The 15,586-nt window shown below is 66.0% G+C and carries 15 protein-coding genes and 1 pseudogene; 9 read left to right on the top strand and 7 right to left on the bottom strand.

The window, feature by feature from the left end; all coding sequences use genetic code 11:
* Window positions 1-10: 10 nt before the first annotated feature.
* The 5 genes and pseudogenes from FW760_RS09335 (at window position 11) to FW760_RS09315 (ending at window position 5,823) form a co-directional block, all read left to right on the top strand.
* The gene (locus FW760_RS09335; protein WP_043860785.1) at window positions 11-1,768 is read left to right on the top strand and encodes a sensor histidine kinase; all 1,758 of its coding nucleotides are present in this window, start codon (window positions 11-13) and stop codon (window positions 1,766-1,768) included.
* The gene (locus FW760_RS09330; protein ID WP_123752826.1) at window positions 1,762-3,105 is read left to right on the top strand and encodes a sigma-54-dependent transcriptional regulator; all 1,344 of its coding nucleotides are present in this window, start codon (window positions 1,762-1,764) and stop codon (window positions 3,103-3,105) included. The genes FW760_RS09335 and FW760_RS09330 overlap by 7 nt, the downstream gene beginning before the upstream one ends.
* Window positions 3,106-3,268: 163 nt before the next feature.
* On the top strand, window positions 3,269-4,585 hold the full coding sequence (locus tag FW760_RS09325; RefSeq protein ID WP_043860783.1) for an MFS transporter: 1,317 nt from the start codon (window positions 3,269-3,271) through the stop codon (window positions 4,583-4,585).
* Window positions 4,586-4,904: 319 nt separating this feature from the next.
* Window positions 4,905-5,111, top strand: a pseudogene (locus tag FW760_RS09320) (hypothetical protein); the annotation flags it as partial.
* A 106-nt stretch (window positions 5,112-5,217) separates the two neighbouring features.
* Window positions 5,218-5,823, top strand: a complete 606-nt coding sequence (locus tag FW760_RS09315; protein ID WP_043860781.1) for a flavin reductase family protein — start codon at window positions 5,218-5,220, stop codon at window positions 5,821-5,823.
* Here the strand turns inward: FW760_RS09315 and FW760_RS09310 are convergent, their stop codons facing one another.
* Window positions 5,824-6,054 carry a hypothetical protein gene (locus tag FW760_RS09310; protein ID WP_043860780.1) on the bottom strand — a complete coding sequence of 77 codons (231 nt, stop codon included), beginning with the start codon at window positions 6,052-6,054 and terminating at the stop codon, window positions 5,824-5,826.
* Window positions 6,055-6,094: 40 nt separating this feature from the next.
* Window positions 6,095-6,403: a putative quinol monooxygenase gene (locus FW760_RS09305; RefSeq protein ID WP_043860779.1), complete on the bottom strand. Its 309-nt coding sequence runs from the start codon at window positions 6,401-6,403 to the stop codon at window positions 6,095-6,097.
* A 204-nt stretch (window positions 6,404-6,607) separates the two neighbouring features.
* On the opposite strand from FW760_RS09305, the gene FW760_RS09300 reads away from it, so the two are divergent.
* Window positions 6,608-7,534 carry an AraC family transcriptional regulator gene (locus FW760_RS09300; protein WP_043860778.1) on the top strand — a complete coding sequence of 309 codons (927 nt, stop codon included), beginning with the start codon at window positions 6,608-6,610 and terminating at the stop codon, window positions 7,532-7,534.
* Window positions 7,535-7,612: 78 nt separating this feature from the next.
* Here FW760_RS09300 and FW760_RS09295 read toward each other — a convergent pair whose 3' ends face one another.
* Both FW760_RS09295 and FW760_RS09290 read right to left on the bottom strand, forming a co-directional pair.
* The gene (locus tag FW760_RS09295) at window positions 7,613-9,049 is read right to left on the bottom strand and encodes an aldehyde dehydrogenase family protein (RefSeq protein ID WP_446443743.1); all 1,437 of its coding nucleotides are present in this window, start codon (window positions 9,047-9,049) and stop codon (window positions 7,613-7,615) included.
* Window positions 9,043-10,683 carry a 5-guanidino-2-oxopentanoate decarboxylase gene (locus FW760_RS09290; protein ID WP_353227585.1) on the bottom strand — a complete coding sequence of 547 codons (1,641 nt, stop codon included), beginning with the start codon at window positions 10,681-10,683 and terminating at the stop codon, window positions 9,043-9,045. The genes FW760_RS09295 and FW760_RS09290 overlap by 7 nt, the downstream gene beginning before the upstream one ends.
* 113 nt (window positions 10,684-10,796) lie before the next feature.
* Between FW760_RS09290 and FW760_RS09285 the strand changes: the two genes are divergently transcribed.
* On the top strand, window positions 10,797-11,663 hold the full coding sequence (locus FW760_RS09285) for a LysR substrate-binding domain-containing protein (RefSeq protein ID WP_058540916.1): 867 nt from the start codon (window positions 10,797-10,799) through the stop codon (window positions 11,661-11,663).
* A 205-nt stretch (window positions 11,664-11,868) separates the two neighbouring features.
* Here the strand turns inward: FW760_RS09285 and FW760_RS09280 are convergent, their stop codons facing one another.
* The gene (locus tag FW760_RS09280; RefSeq protein ID WP_043860774.1) at window positions 11,869-12,483 is read right to left on the bottom strand and encodes an NAD(P)-dependent oxidoreductase; all 615 of its coding nucleotides are present in this window, start codon (window positions 12,481-12,483) and stop codon (window positions 11,869-11,871) included.
* A gap of 29 nt (window positions 12,484-12,512) precedes the next feature.
* On the bottom strand, window positions 12,513-13,397 hold the full coding sequence (locus FW760_RS09275) for an MBL fold metallo-hydrolase (protein WP_446443742.1): 885 nt from the start codon (window positions 13,395-13,397) through the stop codon (window positions 12,513-12,515).
* 105 nt (window positions 13,398-13,502) lie between these two features.
* On the opposite strand from FW760_RS09275, the gene FW760_RS09270 reads away from it, so the two are divergent.
* Window positions 13,503-14,411 carry a LysR family transcriptional regulator gene (locus FW760_RS09270; RefSeq protein WP_054914797.1) on the top strand — a complete coding sequence of 303 codons (909 nt, stop codon included), beginning with the start codon at window positions 13,503-13,505 and terminating at the stop codon, window positions 14,409-14,411.
* A gap of 74 nt (window positions 14,412-14,485) precedes the next feature.
* Complete coding sequence (locus FW760_RS09265; RefSeq protein WP_167400210.1) at window positions 14,486-14,659, top strand: hypothetical protein; 174 nt, start codon at window positions 14,486-14,488, stop codon at window positions 14,657-14,659.
* Here FW760_RS09265 and FW760_RS09260 read toward each other — a convergent pair.
* On the bottom strand, window positions 14,652-15,530 hold the full coding sequence (locus FW760_RS09260; protein WP_446443741.1) for a helix-turn-helix domain-containing protein: 879 nt from the start codon (window positions 15,528-15,530) through the stop codon (window positions 14,652-14,654). The genes FW760_RS09265 and FW760_RS09260 overlap by 8 nt on opposite strands.
* Window positions 15,531-15,586: the final 56 nt, after the last annotated feature.

Below are 15,586 nucleotides of genomic sequence, written 5' to 3'. Positions count from 1 at the left end.
ACTGCTTGCCATGCCGTTCACTTACCGCGCCGTGCGACTGGGCCTGATTCTGCTGCTGATCACCGCCGGCACCCTGCTGGCCGCCGGCTGGGCGATGAATCAGGCCAAGCGTCAAGCCATGCTCGACGATACCCAGCGGGCCAGCCAGCAACTGGCGCTGTACGCCAACTCGCTGCACACCCTGATCGAACGCTACCGCGCCCTGCCCGCTGTGCTGGCGCTGGACTCCGAACTCATCGCAGCCCTCGGCGGCCCGGTGGGCGAAGCGACCCAGGACGCGTTGAACCGCAAGCTCGAACGCATCAACGGCGCCGCCAGGTCGTCCACCCTCGAACTGCTCGACCACACCGGCCTGGCCGTGGCGGCCAGCAACTGGCGCCTGCCTACCACCTACGTGGGGCAGAACTACGGCTTTCGACCGTACTTCAAGCAGACCCGCACCCAGGGCAGCGGGCGCTTCTATGCGGTGGGGGTGACCAGCGGCATTCCCGGCTACTTTCTGTCCAGCGCGGTGCTGGGCGACCAGGGGCGGTTTCTCGGGGCCATGGTGGTCAAGCTGGAGTTTCCCGAGCTTGAGCGCGAATGGCGCCAGGGCAGCGACGTGCTGCTGGTCAGCGACGCCCGCGGGATCATCTTCCTGGCCAACCAGGACGGCTGGCGCTACCGCGAGCTGAACCCGCTATCGGCGGCCGATTTCAATGAGCTGGACGCCACCCGCCAGTACGACAAGAAGTCGCTCTTGCCCCTGCAGCGCCAGGTGCTGACCCGCTTTGACGACAACAGCCACCTGGTGCGCGTGCAGCGCCCCGAAGGCGACACCGACTACCTGTGGGAAAGCCTGCCGCTGGAAGCCGAGGGCTGGACCCTGCACCTGCTGCGCACACCGCGCACCGGGGATGACGAGCGCAACGCCGGGCTGACAGCCGCCGCCGTCTGGCTGACCCTGGTGTTCGCGGTGCTGTTCATCAGCCAGCGCCTGCGCCTGGCCCGCCTGCGCCAGCGCAGCCGCGACGAGCTCAAGCGCCTGGTGGAGGAACGCACCCATGAACTGCGCATGGCTCAGGAGGGCCTGGTGCAGTCGACCAAGCTGGCGGCGCTGGGGCAGATGTCCGCCGCGCTGGCCCACGAGCTCAACCAGCCGCTGACCACCCAGCGCATGCAGCTGGCCACCCTGCGCCTGCTGCTCGACAGCGAGCGCCTGGACGAAGCACGCCAGGCCCTGCAGCCGCTGGACCAGATGCTCACGCGCATGGCGGCCCTTACCGGACACCTGAAAACCTTTGCCCGCAACAGCCCCAGCGGCCTGCGCGAACGTCTGGACCTGGCCACCGTGGTCGACCAGGCGCTACAGTTGCTCGACCCGCGCATCCGCGCCGAGGGCGTCAGCACCGCGCTGTACCTGGCGCGTCCGGCCTGGGTACGCGGCGACGCCATCCGCCTGGAACAGGTGCTGATCAACCTGTTGCGCAACGCCCTGGACGCCATGGCCGACAAAACCTGGAAACACCTGGAGATCCGTATCGAAAAGCAGCATGACCACTGGCACCTGAGCGTGCTCGACAGCGGCGGCGGCATCAAGCAGGAGCACCTGGGCTGCGTGTTCGACCCATTCTTCACCACCAAACCGGTGGGCGAAGGGCTGGGCCTTGGGCTGGCGATTTCCTACGGCATCATCCATGAAGCCGGCGGACGCCTGCAGGTCGACAACCAGCCAGGCGGTGCGCGTTTCAGCCTGACCCTGCCCTGCGACCCGGAGCCTGCATGCTGAATGCGGTGATTGTCGTCGACGACGAGGCCAGCATCCGTACCGCGGTGCAGCAGTGGCTGAGCCTGGCCGGCTTCGAGGTGCAGCTGTTCGAACGTGCCGAGGCGTGTCTGGCACAGCTGCCCGAGCACTTTCCCGGGGTGATCCTGAGCGATGTGCGCATGCCCGGCATGGGCGGCCTGCAACTGCTGGAGCAACTGCAGGGGCGTGATGCCGACCTGCCGGTGATTCTGCTTACCGGGCATGGCGACGTGCCGATGGCGGTCGAAGCCATGCGCAATGGCGCCTACGATTTTCTGGAAAAGCCCTTCAGCCCCGACAGCCTGCTCGGCAGCCTGCGCCGCGCCCTGGAGAAACGCCAGCTGGTGCTGGAGAACCGCCGACTGCATGAACAGGCCGACCTCAAGGTGCGCCTGGAAAACACCCTGCTGGGCATGTCGCCTGGCCTGCAGCAACTGCGTCGCCAGGTGCTGGACCTGGCCGGGCTGCCGGTCAATGTGCTGATACGCGGCGAAACCGGCAGCGGCAAGGAGCGCGTCGCGCGGTGCCTGCATGATTTCGGCCCGCGGGCCGACAAGCCGTTCGTGGCGCTCAACTGTGCGGCGATCCCCGAGCAATTGTTCGAGGCCGAGCTGTTCGGACACGAGAGCGGCGCCTTCACCGGCGCCCAGGGCAAGCGCATCGGCAAGCTCGAATATGCCAACGGTGGCACGCTGTTCCTCGACGAGATCGAGAGCATGCCGCTGGCCCAGCAGGCCAAGCTGCTGCGGGTGATCCAGGAGCACAAGCTCGAGCGCCTGGGCGCCAACCAGAGCATCAGCGTGGACCTGCGCATCATTGCCGCCACCAAGCCCGACCTGCTGCTCGAAGCCCGCGCCGGGCGCTTTCGCGAAGACCTGGCGTACCGTCTGAACGTGGCCGAACTGCGCCTGGCGCCGTTGCGCGAGCGGCGCGAAGACATCCCCCTGCTGTTTGCCCATTTTGCCCGCGCCGCCGCCGAGCGCCTGGGCCGCAGCGCCGCCGACCCCAGTGGCGCACAGCTGGGCCGGCTGCTCAGCCACGACTGGCCGGGCAACGTGCGCGAACTGGCCAACGCCGCCGAGCGCCACGCCCTGGGCCTGGACGATGCGCAATCGGCGGCAGTGGCGCATACCGGGCAATCGCTGGCCGCCCAGCAGGAAGCCTTCGAGGCCCAGTGCCTGCGCGCCGCCCTGAGCCGTCATCAGGGCGACATCAAGGCGGTGCTCGAGGAGCTGCAACTGCCCCGACGTACCCTGAACGAGAAGATGCAACGCCACGCACTGGTGCGCGAAGACTTCCTCGAACGCCCCGGCCAATAGGCGGATTCTTGCCTATCGCTGCACCGCCAATGAGCGGATTTCCGCTCATTCGACCTGCAAAACCCTTCTAAACCGGGCCTTCGCTGGCTGGCACGGGTCCTGCTATGGCCCTGTCAGGCCGCGTTTACACGCGCACCACAAAAACAACTAGAAGGTTGCTTCAATGGATAACTCCACCTCTCTGCCTGCTGGGGCAGCGGCCGCACCCGCTGAAAAAACCACCTCCAGCCGCCTCAAGTCGATTTTCTCCGGCTCCATCGGCAACATGGTCGAATGGTACGACTGGTACGTCTACGCGGCGTTCTCGCTGTACTTCGCCAAGGCCTTCTTCCCGGCCGGCAACACCACCACCCAACTGCTCAACACCGCCGCGATCTTCGCCGTGGGCTTCCTGATGCGCCCGATCGGTGGCTGGCTGATGGGTATCTATGCCGACCGCAAGGGCCGCAAGGCCGCGCTGATGGCCTCGGTACTGCTGATGTGCGCCGGCTCCCTGGTCATCGCCCTGACACCCAGCTACGAAACCATCGGCGTCGCCGCGCCGGTGCTGCTGGTGATCGCACGCCTGATGCAGGGCCTGTCGGTGGGGGGTGAATACGGCACCTCGGCCACCTACCTCAGCGAGATGGCAACCAAGGAGCGTCGCGGTTTCTTCTCCAGCTTCCAGTACGTCACGCTGATCTCCGGCCAGCTCATCGCGCTGGCGGTGCTGATCATCCTGCAGCAGACCCTGACCACCGAGCAGCTGTACTCGTGGGGCTGGCGCGTACCCTTCGTGATCGGCGCGCTGTGCGCGGTGGTGGCGTTGTACCTGCGTCGCGGCATGGAAGAGACGGCCTCGTTCACCAAGAAGGAAAAGGCCAAGGAAAGCTCGATGCGCACCCTGCTGCGCCACCCCAAGGAACTGGCGACCGTGGTCGGCCTGACCATGGGCGGCACCCTGGCGTTCTACACCTACACCACCTACATGCAGAAGTACCTGGTGAACACGGTGGGCATGAGCATCAGTGACTCGACCATGATCTCGGCGGCCACCCTGTTCCTGTTCATGTGCCTGCAGCCGGTGATCGGCGGCCTGTCGGACAAGATCGGCCGTCGCCCGATCCTGATCGCCTTCGGTGTGTTGGGCACCCTTTTCACCGTGCCGATCCTGACCACACTGCACACCATCGAGACCTGGTGGGGTGCGTTCTTCCTGATCATGGCAGCACTGATCATCGTCAGCGGCTACACCTCGATCAACGCGGTGGTTAAGGCAGAGCTGTTCCCCACCGAGATCCGTGCGCTGGGCGTGGGCCTGCCGTATGCGCTGACCGTGTCGATCTTCGGTGGCACGGCCGAGTACGTGGCACTGTGGTTCAAGAGCATCAACATGGAGACCGGCTACTACTGGTACGTCACGGCGTGCATTGCCGTCTCGCTGCTGGTGTATGTGTTCATGAAGGACACCCGCAACAACTCGCGGATCGAGACCGACTGATCAGCTTGCTGCGGTAGACAAGGGGCCTCCAGCGATGGAGGCCCCTTTTTTGTGGGCTTAATTCGGCATTAATGCGGGTGCGCGATGCTGGGTTCACTCAGAACCGAGTCGTCCTCTTCGCTGTCAAGCCAGCTCCCACAGAATGCTTCGGCGCTCGCAAAACACTGTGGGCACTGGCTTGCCAGCAGAGGCCAACCGCTTTCTGATGCATCGATTTAATAGATTTATATAGGCAATATTTTGCGCTTTTTAATCAAATTAACGGGCGTAAAATCAAACCCATAGCAACAGACAACCCCTCACCACCGGAGTTACCCCCATGAAAACCAAACTGATGCTGGCCCTCACCTTCTCTGTCCTGGCCGCCAACGCTTTCGCCGAAGACGGCTTCGACCGCACCAACGCGCACAACTTCGCCGTGGAACACGCCCAGCCCGCCACCGTGGCAGAAGACGGTTTCGATCACACCAACGCGCATCGCTTCGTCGAAGATGGCTTCGACCGCACCCAGGCCCACCGCATCAGCTGACAGCCGATGCAGCGCCACAGCCCGGCTTCGGCCGGGCTTAGTCATTTTCAGGGCCGGCAACTGTTGGCACACTAGGCGCACCCTCCGCCCACAAGGCCCGATGATGTACTACTACGAACCCGCAAAAGGCCACGGCCTGCCCCACGACCCGTTCAACGCCATCGTCGGCCCGCGCCCGATCGGCTGGATCTCCTCCCAGGACCGCGACGGCCGCCTGAACCTTGCGCCCTACAGTTTTTTCAACGCCTTCAACTACATTCCGCCGATCATCGGGTTCTGCAGCGTCGGGCGCAAAGACAGCCTGAACAACATCGAACAGACCGGCGAGTTCGCCTGGAACCTGGCCACACGCCCGCTGGCCGAGGCCATGAACCAGAGCTGCGCCGCCGTGGCGCCAGAGGTCGACGAGTTCGCCCTGAGCCAGCTGACCCCGGCAGCCTCCAGGGTGATTGCGGTACCCCGGGTGCAGGAAAGCCCGGTGTCGTTCGAATGCAAGGTGACCCAGATCGTGCAACTGCAACGTGCCGACCAGGCGCTGGTGCCAAGCTGGCTGATTCTGGGCGAAGTGGTAGCGGTGCACATTGCCGAGCACCTGCTCAAGGAAGGGATCTACGACACCGCGGCCGCCGAGCCGATTCTGCGCGGCGGCGGCCCGGCGGATTACTTCGAGCTGGGCAACCTGTTCAAGATGGCCCGCCCGCAGGCCTGATCACCAGATCAGTTCGGCGTCGTCACTGACGCCGTTCAGGCGCTCCAGTTCGACCACTGCAGCGTCATCGGCCTCCAGTGCGGTCTTGAATACCTGCCCTGGCAGCACCTTGTGAAAACGCGGTGCGCCGCCAGCGCCCAGGGCCTTGACCGCGATCGCGGCGCTGTAGCCACCCTCGCCCGGCACCACCGCCGAAACAGCCTCGAATACGTCGAATTCTTTACGTGCCATTGCCTCTCACATCCACATCGGTTGCCGGAAAGGCGCCATTCTAACTCGCCGGCTGCTCGGTGAACGTCTGCAGGTCGAGGCTGTCCACCACCCGCGCCTGCACCAGTTCACCAAACAGCTGCAGGCTGGGCGAGGCAAAGTAGTCGTGCAGCGCCGAAGTATCGGCCCACACCCCGTTGAGCAACCACAGGTCGGCATCGCAGGTGGAACGCTGCACGCTGAAATGCAGACACCCCGGGGTTTGCCGCGACGGTTCGAGCAGTTGCTGCAGGCGCACGCCCAGCTCGGCCGAACGGCCGACGCTGGCGCGCACGAAGGAAAGATGGCTGACCGGTTGTGATGACGTCATGTGCGGTGCTCCTTGAAGCGGCCAGGGAAGAAAACCCAGGCTGCCAAGGCTACGGCCCAGGCCACGCGCGGCGTTAGGCGATTCCTGTCGACGGCTTGCCTGATTCTGCACCCGTCGCAGGATCAGGCAAGAACCGCGCAGCATTCGGCTAGCGCCCCGGCGTGCGCGAACCTATGCTGCGCCCATCGGCAGAGGAACCCGCACATGTCAGCCCCAGAACCCACCCCACCGTTGCTGGACCCGGCCCTGGAGCTTCTGCGCCAGGAACTGGCCGGGCTGGTCGTTCGCCACTGCCCCAGCGGCACGGTGCCTTCGGCCATCGCCGACCTGCACCTGAGCCGCTACGAGCAGAGCACCCGCTCGATGCCGACCCTGGCGCAGCCGGCGCTGTGCATCCTGGCCCAGGGCCGCAAGGAGATCTGCCTGGGCGACGAGACCTATGTGTACGACCCGCTGCACTACATGGTGGTGTCGGTGGCGATGCCGATCAGCGGTGCACTGCTGGAGGCCAGCCCGCAGAACCCCAGCCTGGGCATTCGCCTGGACATCGACCCGGCCGAGATCAACAGCCTGATCGCCGAGGCCGGGCCGATGGGCGTGCCGTCGCAGCCGTCGTCGCGGGGGGTGTTCATCGAACGCCTGGACACCCAGATGCTCGATGCATTGCTGCGCCTGATCCGCCTGCTGGATACGCCCAAGGACATTGCCGTGCTGGCGCCGCTGATCCGTCGCGAGATTCTCTATCGGCTGCTGCGTGGGCAGCAGGGTGCGCGGCTGTACGAGATCGCCATGGCCAACACCCAGACCCACCGCGTGTGCCAGGCCATCCAGTGGCTCAATGATCATTTTCAGCGCCCGCTGCGCATCGACGACCTGGCACGGGAGGTAAACCTGAGTGCCTCGACCCTGCACCACCGGTTCAAGGCGGTGACCTCGATGAGCCCGTTGCAGTATCAGAAGCAACTGCGCTTGCAGGAAGCCCGGCGGCTGATGCTCAACGATGGGTTGGAGGCGTCGGTGGCGGGGTATCGGGTAGGCTATGAGAGCCCGTCGCAGTTCAGCCGCGAGTACAGCCGGCTGTATGGCGCGCCACCGCTGCGGGACATGGCAAGGTTGCGTAGCGCGCTCTAGATCGCTTTCGCCGGCAAGGCCGGCTCCTACAGGCAGTACGCGGTCGCCTGTAGGAGCCGGCCTTGCCGGCGAAGAACGCTACACCGCCCTCACCACATGCTTGATCTCCTGAAACGCCGCCAGCCCCCAGGGCCCCAGCTCGCGCCCCAGGCTGCTCTGCTTGTAGCCACCCCACGCTGCCTGCGGGAAGATCACCTGCGGTGCGTTGATCCACACCAGCCCGGCCTGCAGCTGGTCGGCCACCCGTTCGGCGGCCGTCTGGTCTGCACCTACCACGCTGGCCACCAGCCCGAACTCGCTGTCGTTGGCCAACGCCACCGCTTCGGCTTCGCTGGCCACCCGACGCACGCACAGCACCGGGCCGAAGATTTCCTCGCGCCACAGCGCACTGTCCAGCGGTACCTCGGCAAACACCGTGGGCTCGATGAAGTACCCAGCGGCGTGTTCGAGCGGCTTGCCACCGCACAGCAAGCGCGCGCCGCTGTGCATGCCACGCTCGATGTGCCCCAGCACGCGCTGGTACTGGGCCTGGTTGACCAGCGGCCCCATGTCGCTGTCGCCGGCAAACGGGTCACCCACCCGGATCGCCGCAGCCCGTGCCTTCACCCCGTCGACAAAGGCGTCGTACAGCGCATCGGCCACCAGCACGCGGCTGGTGGCCGAGCACATCTGCCCGGCATTGAAGAAGCCGCCGGCGCAGGCCAGCTCGAGCGCAAGCTCCAGCTCGGCCGACTCCAGCACCAGCAATGACGACTTGCCGCCCAGCTCCAGGCTCACCCCCTTGACCGTCTCGGCCGCGCGCTGCATCACCTGCACGCCGACCGCATTGCTGCCGGTGAACGACACCTTGGCGATACGCGGGTCGCTCGTCAGCGGCGCCCCCACCGCCAGCCCGGTGCCGCACACCAGATTGAACACCCCATCCGGCAGGCCGCAGTCGGCGATGATCCGGGCCAGTTCCAGCTCGGCCAGGGGCGTGACCTCCGACGGCTTGAGCACCACGCAGCACCCTGCCGCCAACGCCGGGGCCAGCTTCCAGGCGGTGGTCACCATCGGGAAGTTCCACGGCACGATCAGGCCGACCACACCGCACGGCTCGCGACGCAGGCGGGCGCTGAAATCCTCGCTGGGCAAGGCCAGCGGCTGGTCCTGCTGCCTGTCCAGGGCCTGCGCCAGGCCCGCGTAGTACTCGAACGTTGCCACCACATCGTCGACGTCCATCGCCGACTCGGCCAGGGGCTTGCCGTTGTTGCGCGATTGCAGTTCGATCAGCCGCTCGCGGCGGGCCTCCACACCCCGCGCGATCCTGTGCAGCAGCTCGCCACGGTGCGCCCCGGTGGTACGCGACCAGCCGGCAAAAGCGGCCTGCGCCGCCGTGGCGGCACAGGCCACTGCATCGCCATCGCCCCCGGCCACCTCGGCCAGGGACTGCCCTGTGCTCGGGTTGATGACCGTGAGCGGCTGCGCGCCGTGATGCCACGCGCCCTCGATGTAGATACCGGGCAGGTTCAGCATGGTTGCACCGCCTGCATCCACGCTGCCTGGTCGACCTCGATCAGGCTCGGGCCACTGCGTTGGCGGGCACGCAACAACGCCTCGCGCAGTTGCGCCACCCCGCTCGCCGCTTCGGCGGCGCAACCGAGGGCCTTGGCCACGCCAATGAAATCGGGGGTGTGGATATCCACGCCCACCGGTTCGATGGCGCGGTTGACCATGTACTTCTTGATCTCCTCGTACCCCTGGTTGTTCCACAGCAACACGATCAGCGGCACCTGCGCCTCCACCGCACTGGCCAGCTCCGGCAGGGTGAACTGCAAGCCGCCGTCGCCGATCAGGCACACCGCAGGCAAGCGTCGATCCGCCTGCTCCGCACTGCCCAGCCACGCGCCCATGGCCGCCGGCAAGGCGTAGCCGAGGGTGCCGTAGCCGGTCGAGGCGTTAAACCAGCGGCGCGGCTGGTCGAGGTCCAGGGTCAGGTTGCCGGTGTACACCGGCTGGGTCGAATCACCGACCAGCACGGCATCGGGCAACGTCTGCAGCACGCTGTCGAGGAACAGCGTCTGCGCCCGCGTGGCCGCATCCCATTCGCTGGCCAGGGTATCGCGCAGGCGCGCTGCCCGCGCCGCGCCCCACTCGCCTTCGCGCGGTGGCGCCGGCTGCTCGGCCAGGGCCAGCAACAGGGCCTGCGCCGCCTGCTCTGCATCGGCTACCAGTGCCACCCTGGGCGGGTAGTTGCGCACGCACTGGTCCGGGTCGATGTCGATGCGCAGCAGGGTGCCGGGGATCTCGAAGCCGCCCTTGAAGGTGACGTCATAGTCGGTTTCGGCCAGCTCGGTGCCGATCGCCAGCACCACGTCGGCCTCGCGCACCAGTGCACGGGTCGCCACCAGCGACTGGGTCGAGCCGATCAGCAGCGGGTGCCCGGAGGCCAGCACGCCCTTGGCATTGATGGTGAGTGCAACGGGCGCCTGCAGGTGCTCGGCCAACCGGGCGAGTGCGGCGCCTGCGTCGATGGCACCGCCACCGGCCAGGATCAACGGGCGGCGGGCAGCGGCCAGCAGCGCCGCCATGCTCGCCACCGGCCCTGGCGCGGCACCGGCGCGGGCGATGTGTACCGGCTCGCAGCCAAGCAGGTGATCGGCGTCTTCGACCAGCACGTCCAGCGGGATCTCGATATGCACCGGGCGCGGGCGCGCGCCCTCGAATACCGCAAAGGCGCGGGCCAGCACGGCCGGCAGGTCATCGGCGCTCATCAGTGTGTGCGAGAACGCCGCCACACCGCTGACCAGCGCGCCCTGGTTGGGCAGCTCGTGCAGCTTGCCGCGACCGCCGCCCAGGGCATTGCGCGACTGCACGCTGGAGATCACCAGCATCGGGATCGAGTCGGCATAGGCCTGGCCCATGGCGGTGGTGATGTTGGTCATGCCCGGGCCGGTGATGATGAAGCACACCCCAGGCTTGCCACGGGTACGGGCAAAGCCGTCAGCCATGAAGCCTGCGCCTTGCTCGTGGCGCGGGGTGATATGACGGATGGTCGAGCCGGCAAGGCCGCGGTACAGCTCGACCGTGTGCACGCCGGGAATGCCGAAAACATGGTCGACGCCATAGTTTTCGAGGAGTTTTACCAATACTTCGCCGCAAGTCGCCATGGTGGTCTACCTGGAATCATTCTGGAACAAGGCCTGATTGGACCCGCCAGGCGCTACCGGCACAATGCAAAAATCCTCATACTAGCCATGTCTACAGCTCATGGCTTACCCCGATGAAACGCCTGCCTCCCTTGCCTGCCCTGCACACCTTCCTGATCACTGCGCAATGCTGCAACTTCACCCGTGCGGCGCAGCAACTGCACCTGACCCAGGGCGCGGTGAGCCGCCAGATCGCCGGCCTGGAAGCACACCTGGGCTACGCGCTGTTCGTGCGCCAGGCACGCGGCCTGAGCCTGACCCGCGAGGGCCAGGACTGGCTGCCGCGGGTGCAGCAGGTATTCGGGCTGATCGAGGAAGGCGTGCAGCAGGTGGGAGCGCAGCGCACCACCCTGCAACTGAAGGCGCCGACCTGCGTGATGCGCTGGTTGCTGCCGCGCCTGATGGAATGGCAGGCGCTGCACCCCGAAGTACCGGTGGAGCTGACCACCACCGTGCAGCACGGGGTGGATTTTCGCCGGGAAGCGTTCGATGCGGCGGTGGTGTATGGCGCCGAGCCTGATCCGGCCCTGCAGGTGCTGAAGCTGTTCGATGAACAACTGACACCGGTGTGCGCGCCGCAGTTGCCGTTGCGCACGCTGGATGATCTGCAGCAGCACATGCTGCTGCACCCGGCGCGGGACGAGAAGGACTGGGCGACCTGGCTTGGCGCAGCCGGCGTGCAACTGCCCAGGCAAGGCCGGCGCCAGCATTTCGAAACGTTGGACATGGCCATGTCGATGGCGTCCCAGGGCACCGGGGTGGCGATAGGGGATTGGGCGTTGATCGGCGATGACCTGGCCAGCGGACGGCTGGTGATGCCGTTCGACCTGCGGGTCAAGACCGGCAAGGGCTATTACCTGGTACGGCCCGCGCAGGTGGCGGCGCCGGGGTTGATGGCCTTGCTGGAGTGGTTGGGCGGGCAGGCAGGGGCACCGCGTTGATGCATTCGCCGGCAAGGCCGGCTCCTATACCTGTAGGAGCCGGCCTTGCCGGCGAATGCTTTCTAGGCTCTGTACGAAAAGCCTTGATACTCGGTGATGCTGCGTTGAAAACAGCCTCGGAATGCTCATTTACAACCCGTAAACTCCGCTTCCTCGGCTGTTTTCGCCTTGCCTGACCTTCGTCTCAAGACTTTTCATACAGCCCCTAGTACCCCACAGTAAAGCGCTGACGCGAATGCGCTGGCTTCTCTACCTCATCGAGCAACGCAATCGCATAGTCGGCAAAGGTGATCCAGCTCCTGCCCTTCGCGTCGACCAGCAGGTGATCCTTGCCCACCCTGTAGCTACCGGTGCGCTCGCCTTCGACGAACTCCGCCGACGGCGACAGGAAGGTCCAGTCCAGTTGCTGCTCCTGACGCAAGGCCTGCAGAAAATCGCCACCTGCGCTCGCCTCGGCCTTGTAGGCCTCGGGGAAGTCCGGCGCGTCGATCACGCGCTCCCCTGACGGCAGCAGCAAGCTGCCCGCCCCGCCCACCACCAGCAGGCGCTTGACCCCGGCCTTCTTGACCGGCCCGATGATCGCCTGCGCCGGCACCGTGGCAAAGTGCGCGGCGCTGAGCACCACGTCATGCCCGGCAACGGCCTGCTCCAGCCCCTCGCCCCGGGTCACGTCCAGGGCTACCGTGCTCACCCCTTCGCGCCCCTGCAGGCGCGACGGGTCGCGGGCAATGGCGGTGACGCTGTGGCCACGGCGCAGGGCCTCTTCCAGCAACTGGCTGCCGGCACGTCCGGTAGCACCGATGATTGCGATCTTGCTCATGGAAACCTCCGATCAGGATTGAACGACACTTACCACTTCATTTCGCCCTTGGCGACCTTGGCGCCGAGCTCCAGCGAGCTCTCCTCGCCCAGGCCGGGGTAACGTTTTTTCATTGCAGCGACCAGCTCGGCCGAGTTGGCCGCCCTGGCGGTTTCGGCATCGAAGGCGCGGATGTAATCGGCGGTGAAGCGCACCGCCTCGAGCGACCCCTTGCTCTGCCCCAGGTAATGCCCCGGCACCACCGTCTGCGGCGCCAACTGCTCGATGCGCGCCAGGGTCGCGAGCCAGTCCTTGTGCGACTGCGCCGACTGGGTGTCGGCCATCCACACGTGCAGGTTCTCGGCCACCACTACCCCGCCGACCACCGCCTTGATCGACGGGACCCATACAAAGCTGCGGTCGGGCTGCGGGCCGTCCAGGCCGATCACTTCAAGACGCTGCCCTTCAAGGGTGAGCACGTTGCCGGGCAGCACGTCAGGCACGATGAGCCGGGCGGGCTTGTCGGCCGCCATCTGCGGGCCCCAGTAGGCAAGCTTGGCAGCCATGGTCTGCTTGATGTGCGCGACCGTCGCCTGCGACGCCAGCACCTTGGCCTTGGGGTAGGCACGGGTCAGGGTGTCGAGGCCGAAGTAATAGTCCGGGTCGCCATGGCTGATGTAGATGGTGGTGAGTTGCTTGCCGCTATCGCGAAGCTTCTTCAGCACCTGCTCGGCCTGGCCCTTGCCGAACTGTGCATCCACCAGAATCGCCTCGTGCTGGCCACTGACGATCACCGAGCTGACCGGAAACAGCGCCTCGCTGCCGGGGTTGTACACGTCCAGTTTCAGCGGTGCGTCGCCGGCAACGGCCTGGGTGATCGCACCGAAAGCGGCACACGCCAGCAGCAGGCGACGCAGGGAAAAGAAAGCAGCCATCAAGCAATACCTGTTCAAGTCATCGATGAGGCACAGCTTAGTTGCACGAACCATCACAAAAAATGCGATGCTCCAACATAGTTTGTTTCTGAAATCGGGCAGATCATGGACCGTCTCACCGCAATGAAAGTGTTCGTCAGCGTAGTCGACTTGGGCAGCCAGTCGGCCGCCGCCGACCAACTGGACCTGTCGCGCCCGGTGGTTTCGCGTTACCTGGCCGAACTTGAAGACTGGGTGGGGGCGCGCCTGATGCAGCGCACCACGCGCAAGCTGAGCCTGACTGCCGCCGGTCTGGAAACCCTGCCGCGCTGCCGGCAGATGCTGGAACTGGTGGGCGACCTGCACGCTGCAGTGGGCGCCCCGGATGACGCGCCGCGGGGTGAACTGCGTATCAGCGTCAGTACCTCGTTCGGGCATGCGCAACTGGTGGAAGCGGTGGCGGACTACGTCAAGCGCTACCCGCTGGTGAAGGTCGACCTGCAGATGCTCGACCGCACGGTCAACCTGGTGGACGAACGCATCGACCTGGCCATCCGCGTCAGCAACGACCTGGACCCCAACCTCATCGCCCGCCGCCTGAGTGTGTGCCGCTCGGTGGTGTGCGCCTCGCCAGCCTACCTGCGCGAGCACCCCGTACCGCGCCAGGTGCAGGACCTGAGCCAGCACAACTGCCTGACCCATTCGTATTTCGGCCACAGCCTCTGGCATTTCGAGGTCGACGGCGAACAGGTGTCGGTGCCGGTGCAAGGCAACATCAGCGCCAACGAGGCCCTGACCCTGGAGCGCGCCACCCTGGCCGGCACCGGTATCGCCATGCTGCCCACCTACCTGGTATGGCAAGCCCTGCGCAGCGGCACGCTGGTACGCCTGCTGCCCGAGGCCAGGCCCCGCGAACTGGGCCTGAACGCGGTGTACACCTCGCGCAAGCACATGCCCGCAACCCTGCGCAGCATGCTCGACTTTCTGGCGGCACGCTTCACCGACCCGCCCCACTGGGACCACGGCCTGGACTGACCGGCAGGCACCTGGCGCAATGCTGGCCTATGCTTGTAGAAGCATCTGTGTGCGGGATACAGGAGGTTGGTGCCATGACCCTGAAATCCAGAAAATGCGCTGCCCTGTTGGCCATCACTGCCGTGCTCGGGGTGTACGGGGCAGCGGCGTATCGGGTCGAGCTGCTGCGCCAGCAACCCTATGCGGCGTCCAGCTGCAGCTCCGCCCACTGCCTGCCCCATGCCGGCACGCTGAGCGTGGTCAGGTAGCCAGCAAAGGTTCACGACGACGAAAGTCGCGGGGCGAGAGGCCGGTCATGCGCCGGAAGAAGCGCGAGAAGTACGCCGGGTCGGCAAAACCCAGGCTGTCGGCCAGCTGGTTGATCGTGAGGCTGGTGTAGATCAGGTCGCGCTTGGCTTCCAGCACGATGCGCTGGTGCACGATCTGCAGCGCCGACTGCCCGGCCAATGCCCGGCACAAGGTATTGAGCGTTGCCACCGACACCCCCACCTGATGCGCCAGCTGCTCCACGCTCGGCTGCTGGCGAAACTGCTGCTCCACCAGCCCGTTGAAACGCTGCAGATACTCGCGCCCACGTTCCGGCACCTGGGCACCGGCACTGCGGCGCAACTGTTGGCGGCTGATCCACACCACCATCAGGTTGATCAGCGAATGCAGCTGCAACTCGCGCCCGGGCAGGTCCTGCTGGTACTCGGCCTGCAGGGTGCTGAACAGGCTGTTGAGGTAATCGGCGTCGGCCCCGGCCAGGTAACTGGCGCCGCGCTGCAGGGCGGCTGGCACGCCCGTCAATTGCCGCTGCAGCACCTCCACCAGCGGCGCCGCCAGGGTCACCACATAACCGTCGACGTCTTCGGAAAAGCGAAAGCCGTGCACGCACAGCGCCGGCACCACCTGGATCGCCGCCTGCTCCAGGCGACACACCTGCCCCTCCAGCTCGATCTCGGCCTGGCCCCTGTACAGGAACAGCAACTGCCACAGGTCGGCATGCCGGTGCGGCTCGATCTCCCACTGGTGCAGGCGGCTGCGCGCCGGGATCGACTCGCTGTGCAGCAGGTCGGGCGTCGGCCAGCCCAGCGTCTCGCCGTACAGCTTGAATACCGGAATCGACACCCTGCTCATCACACCCTCGCTTCCCGACCACTGTCCGATAAACGCACCTATTAGCGAAAAGTACC

The sequence above is a fragment of the Pseudomonas sp. 1176_21 genome (assembly GCF_052850635.1).
This window is presented reverse-complemented; position numbering and strand designations above follow the sequence as displayed.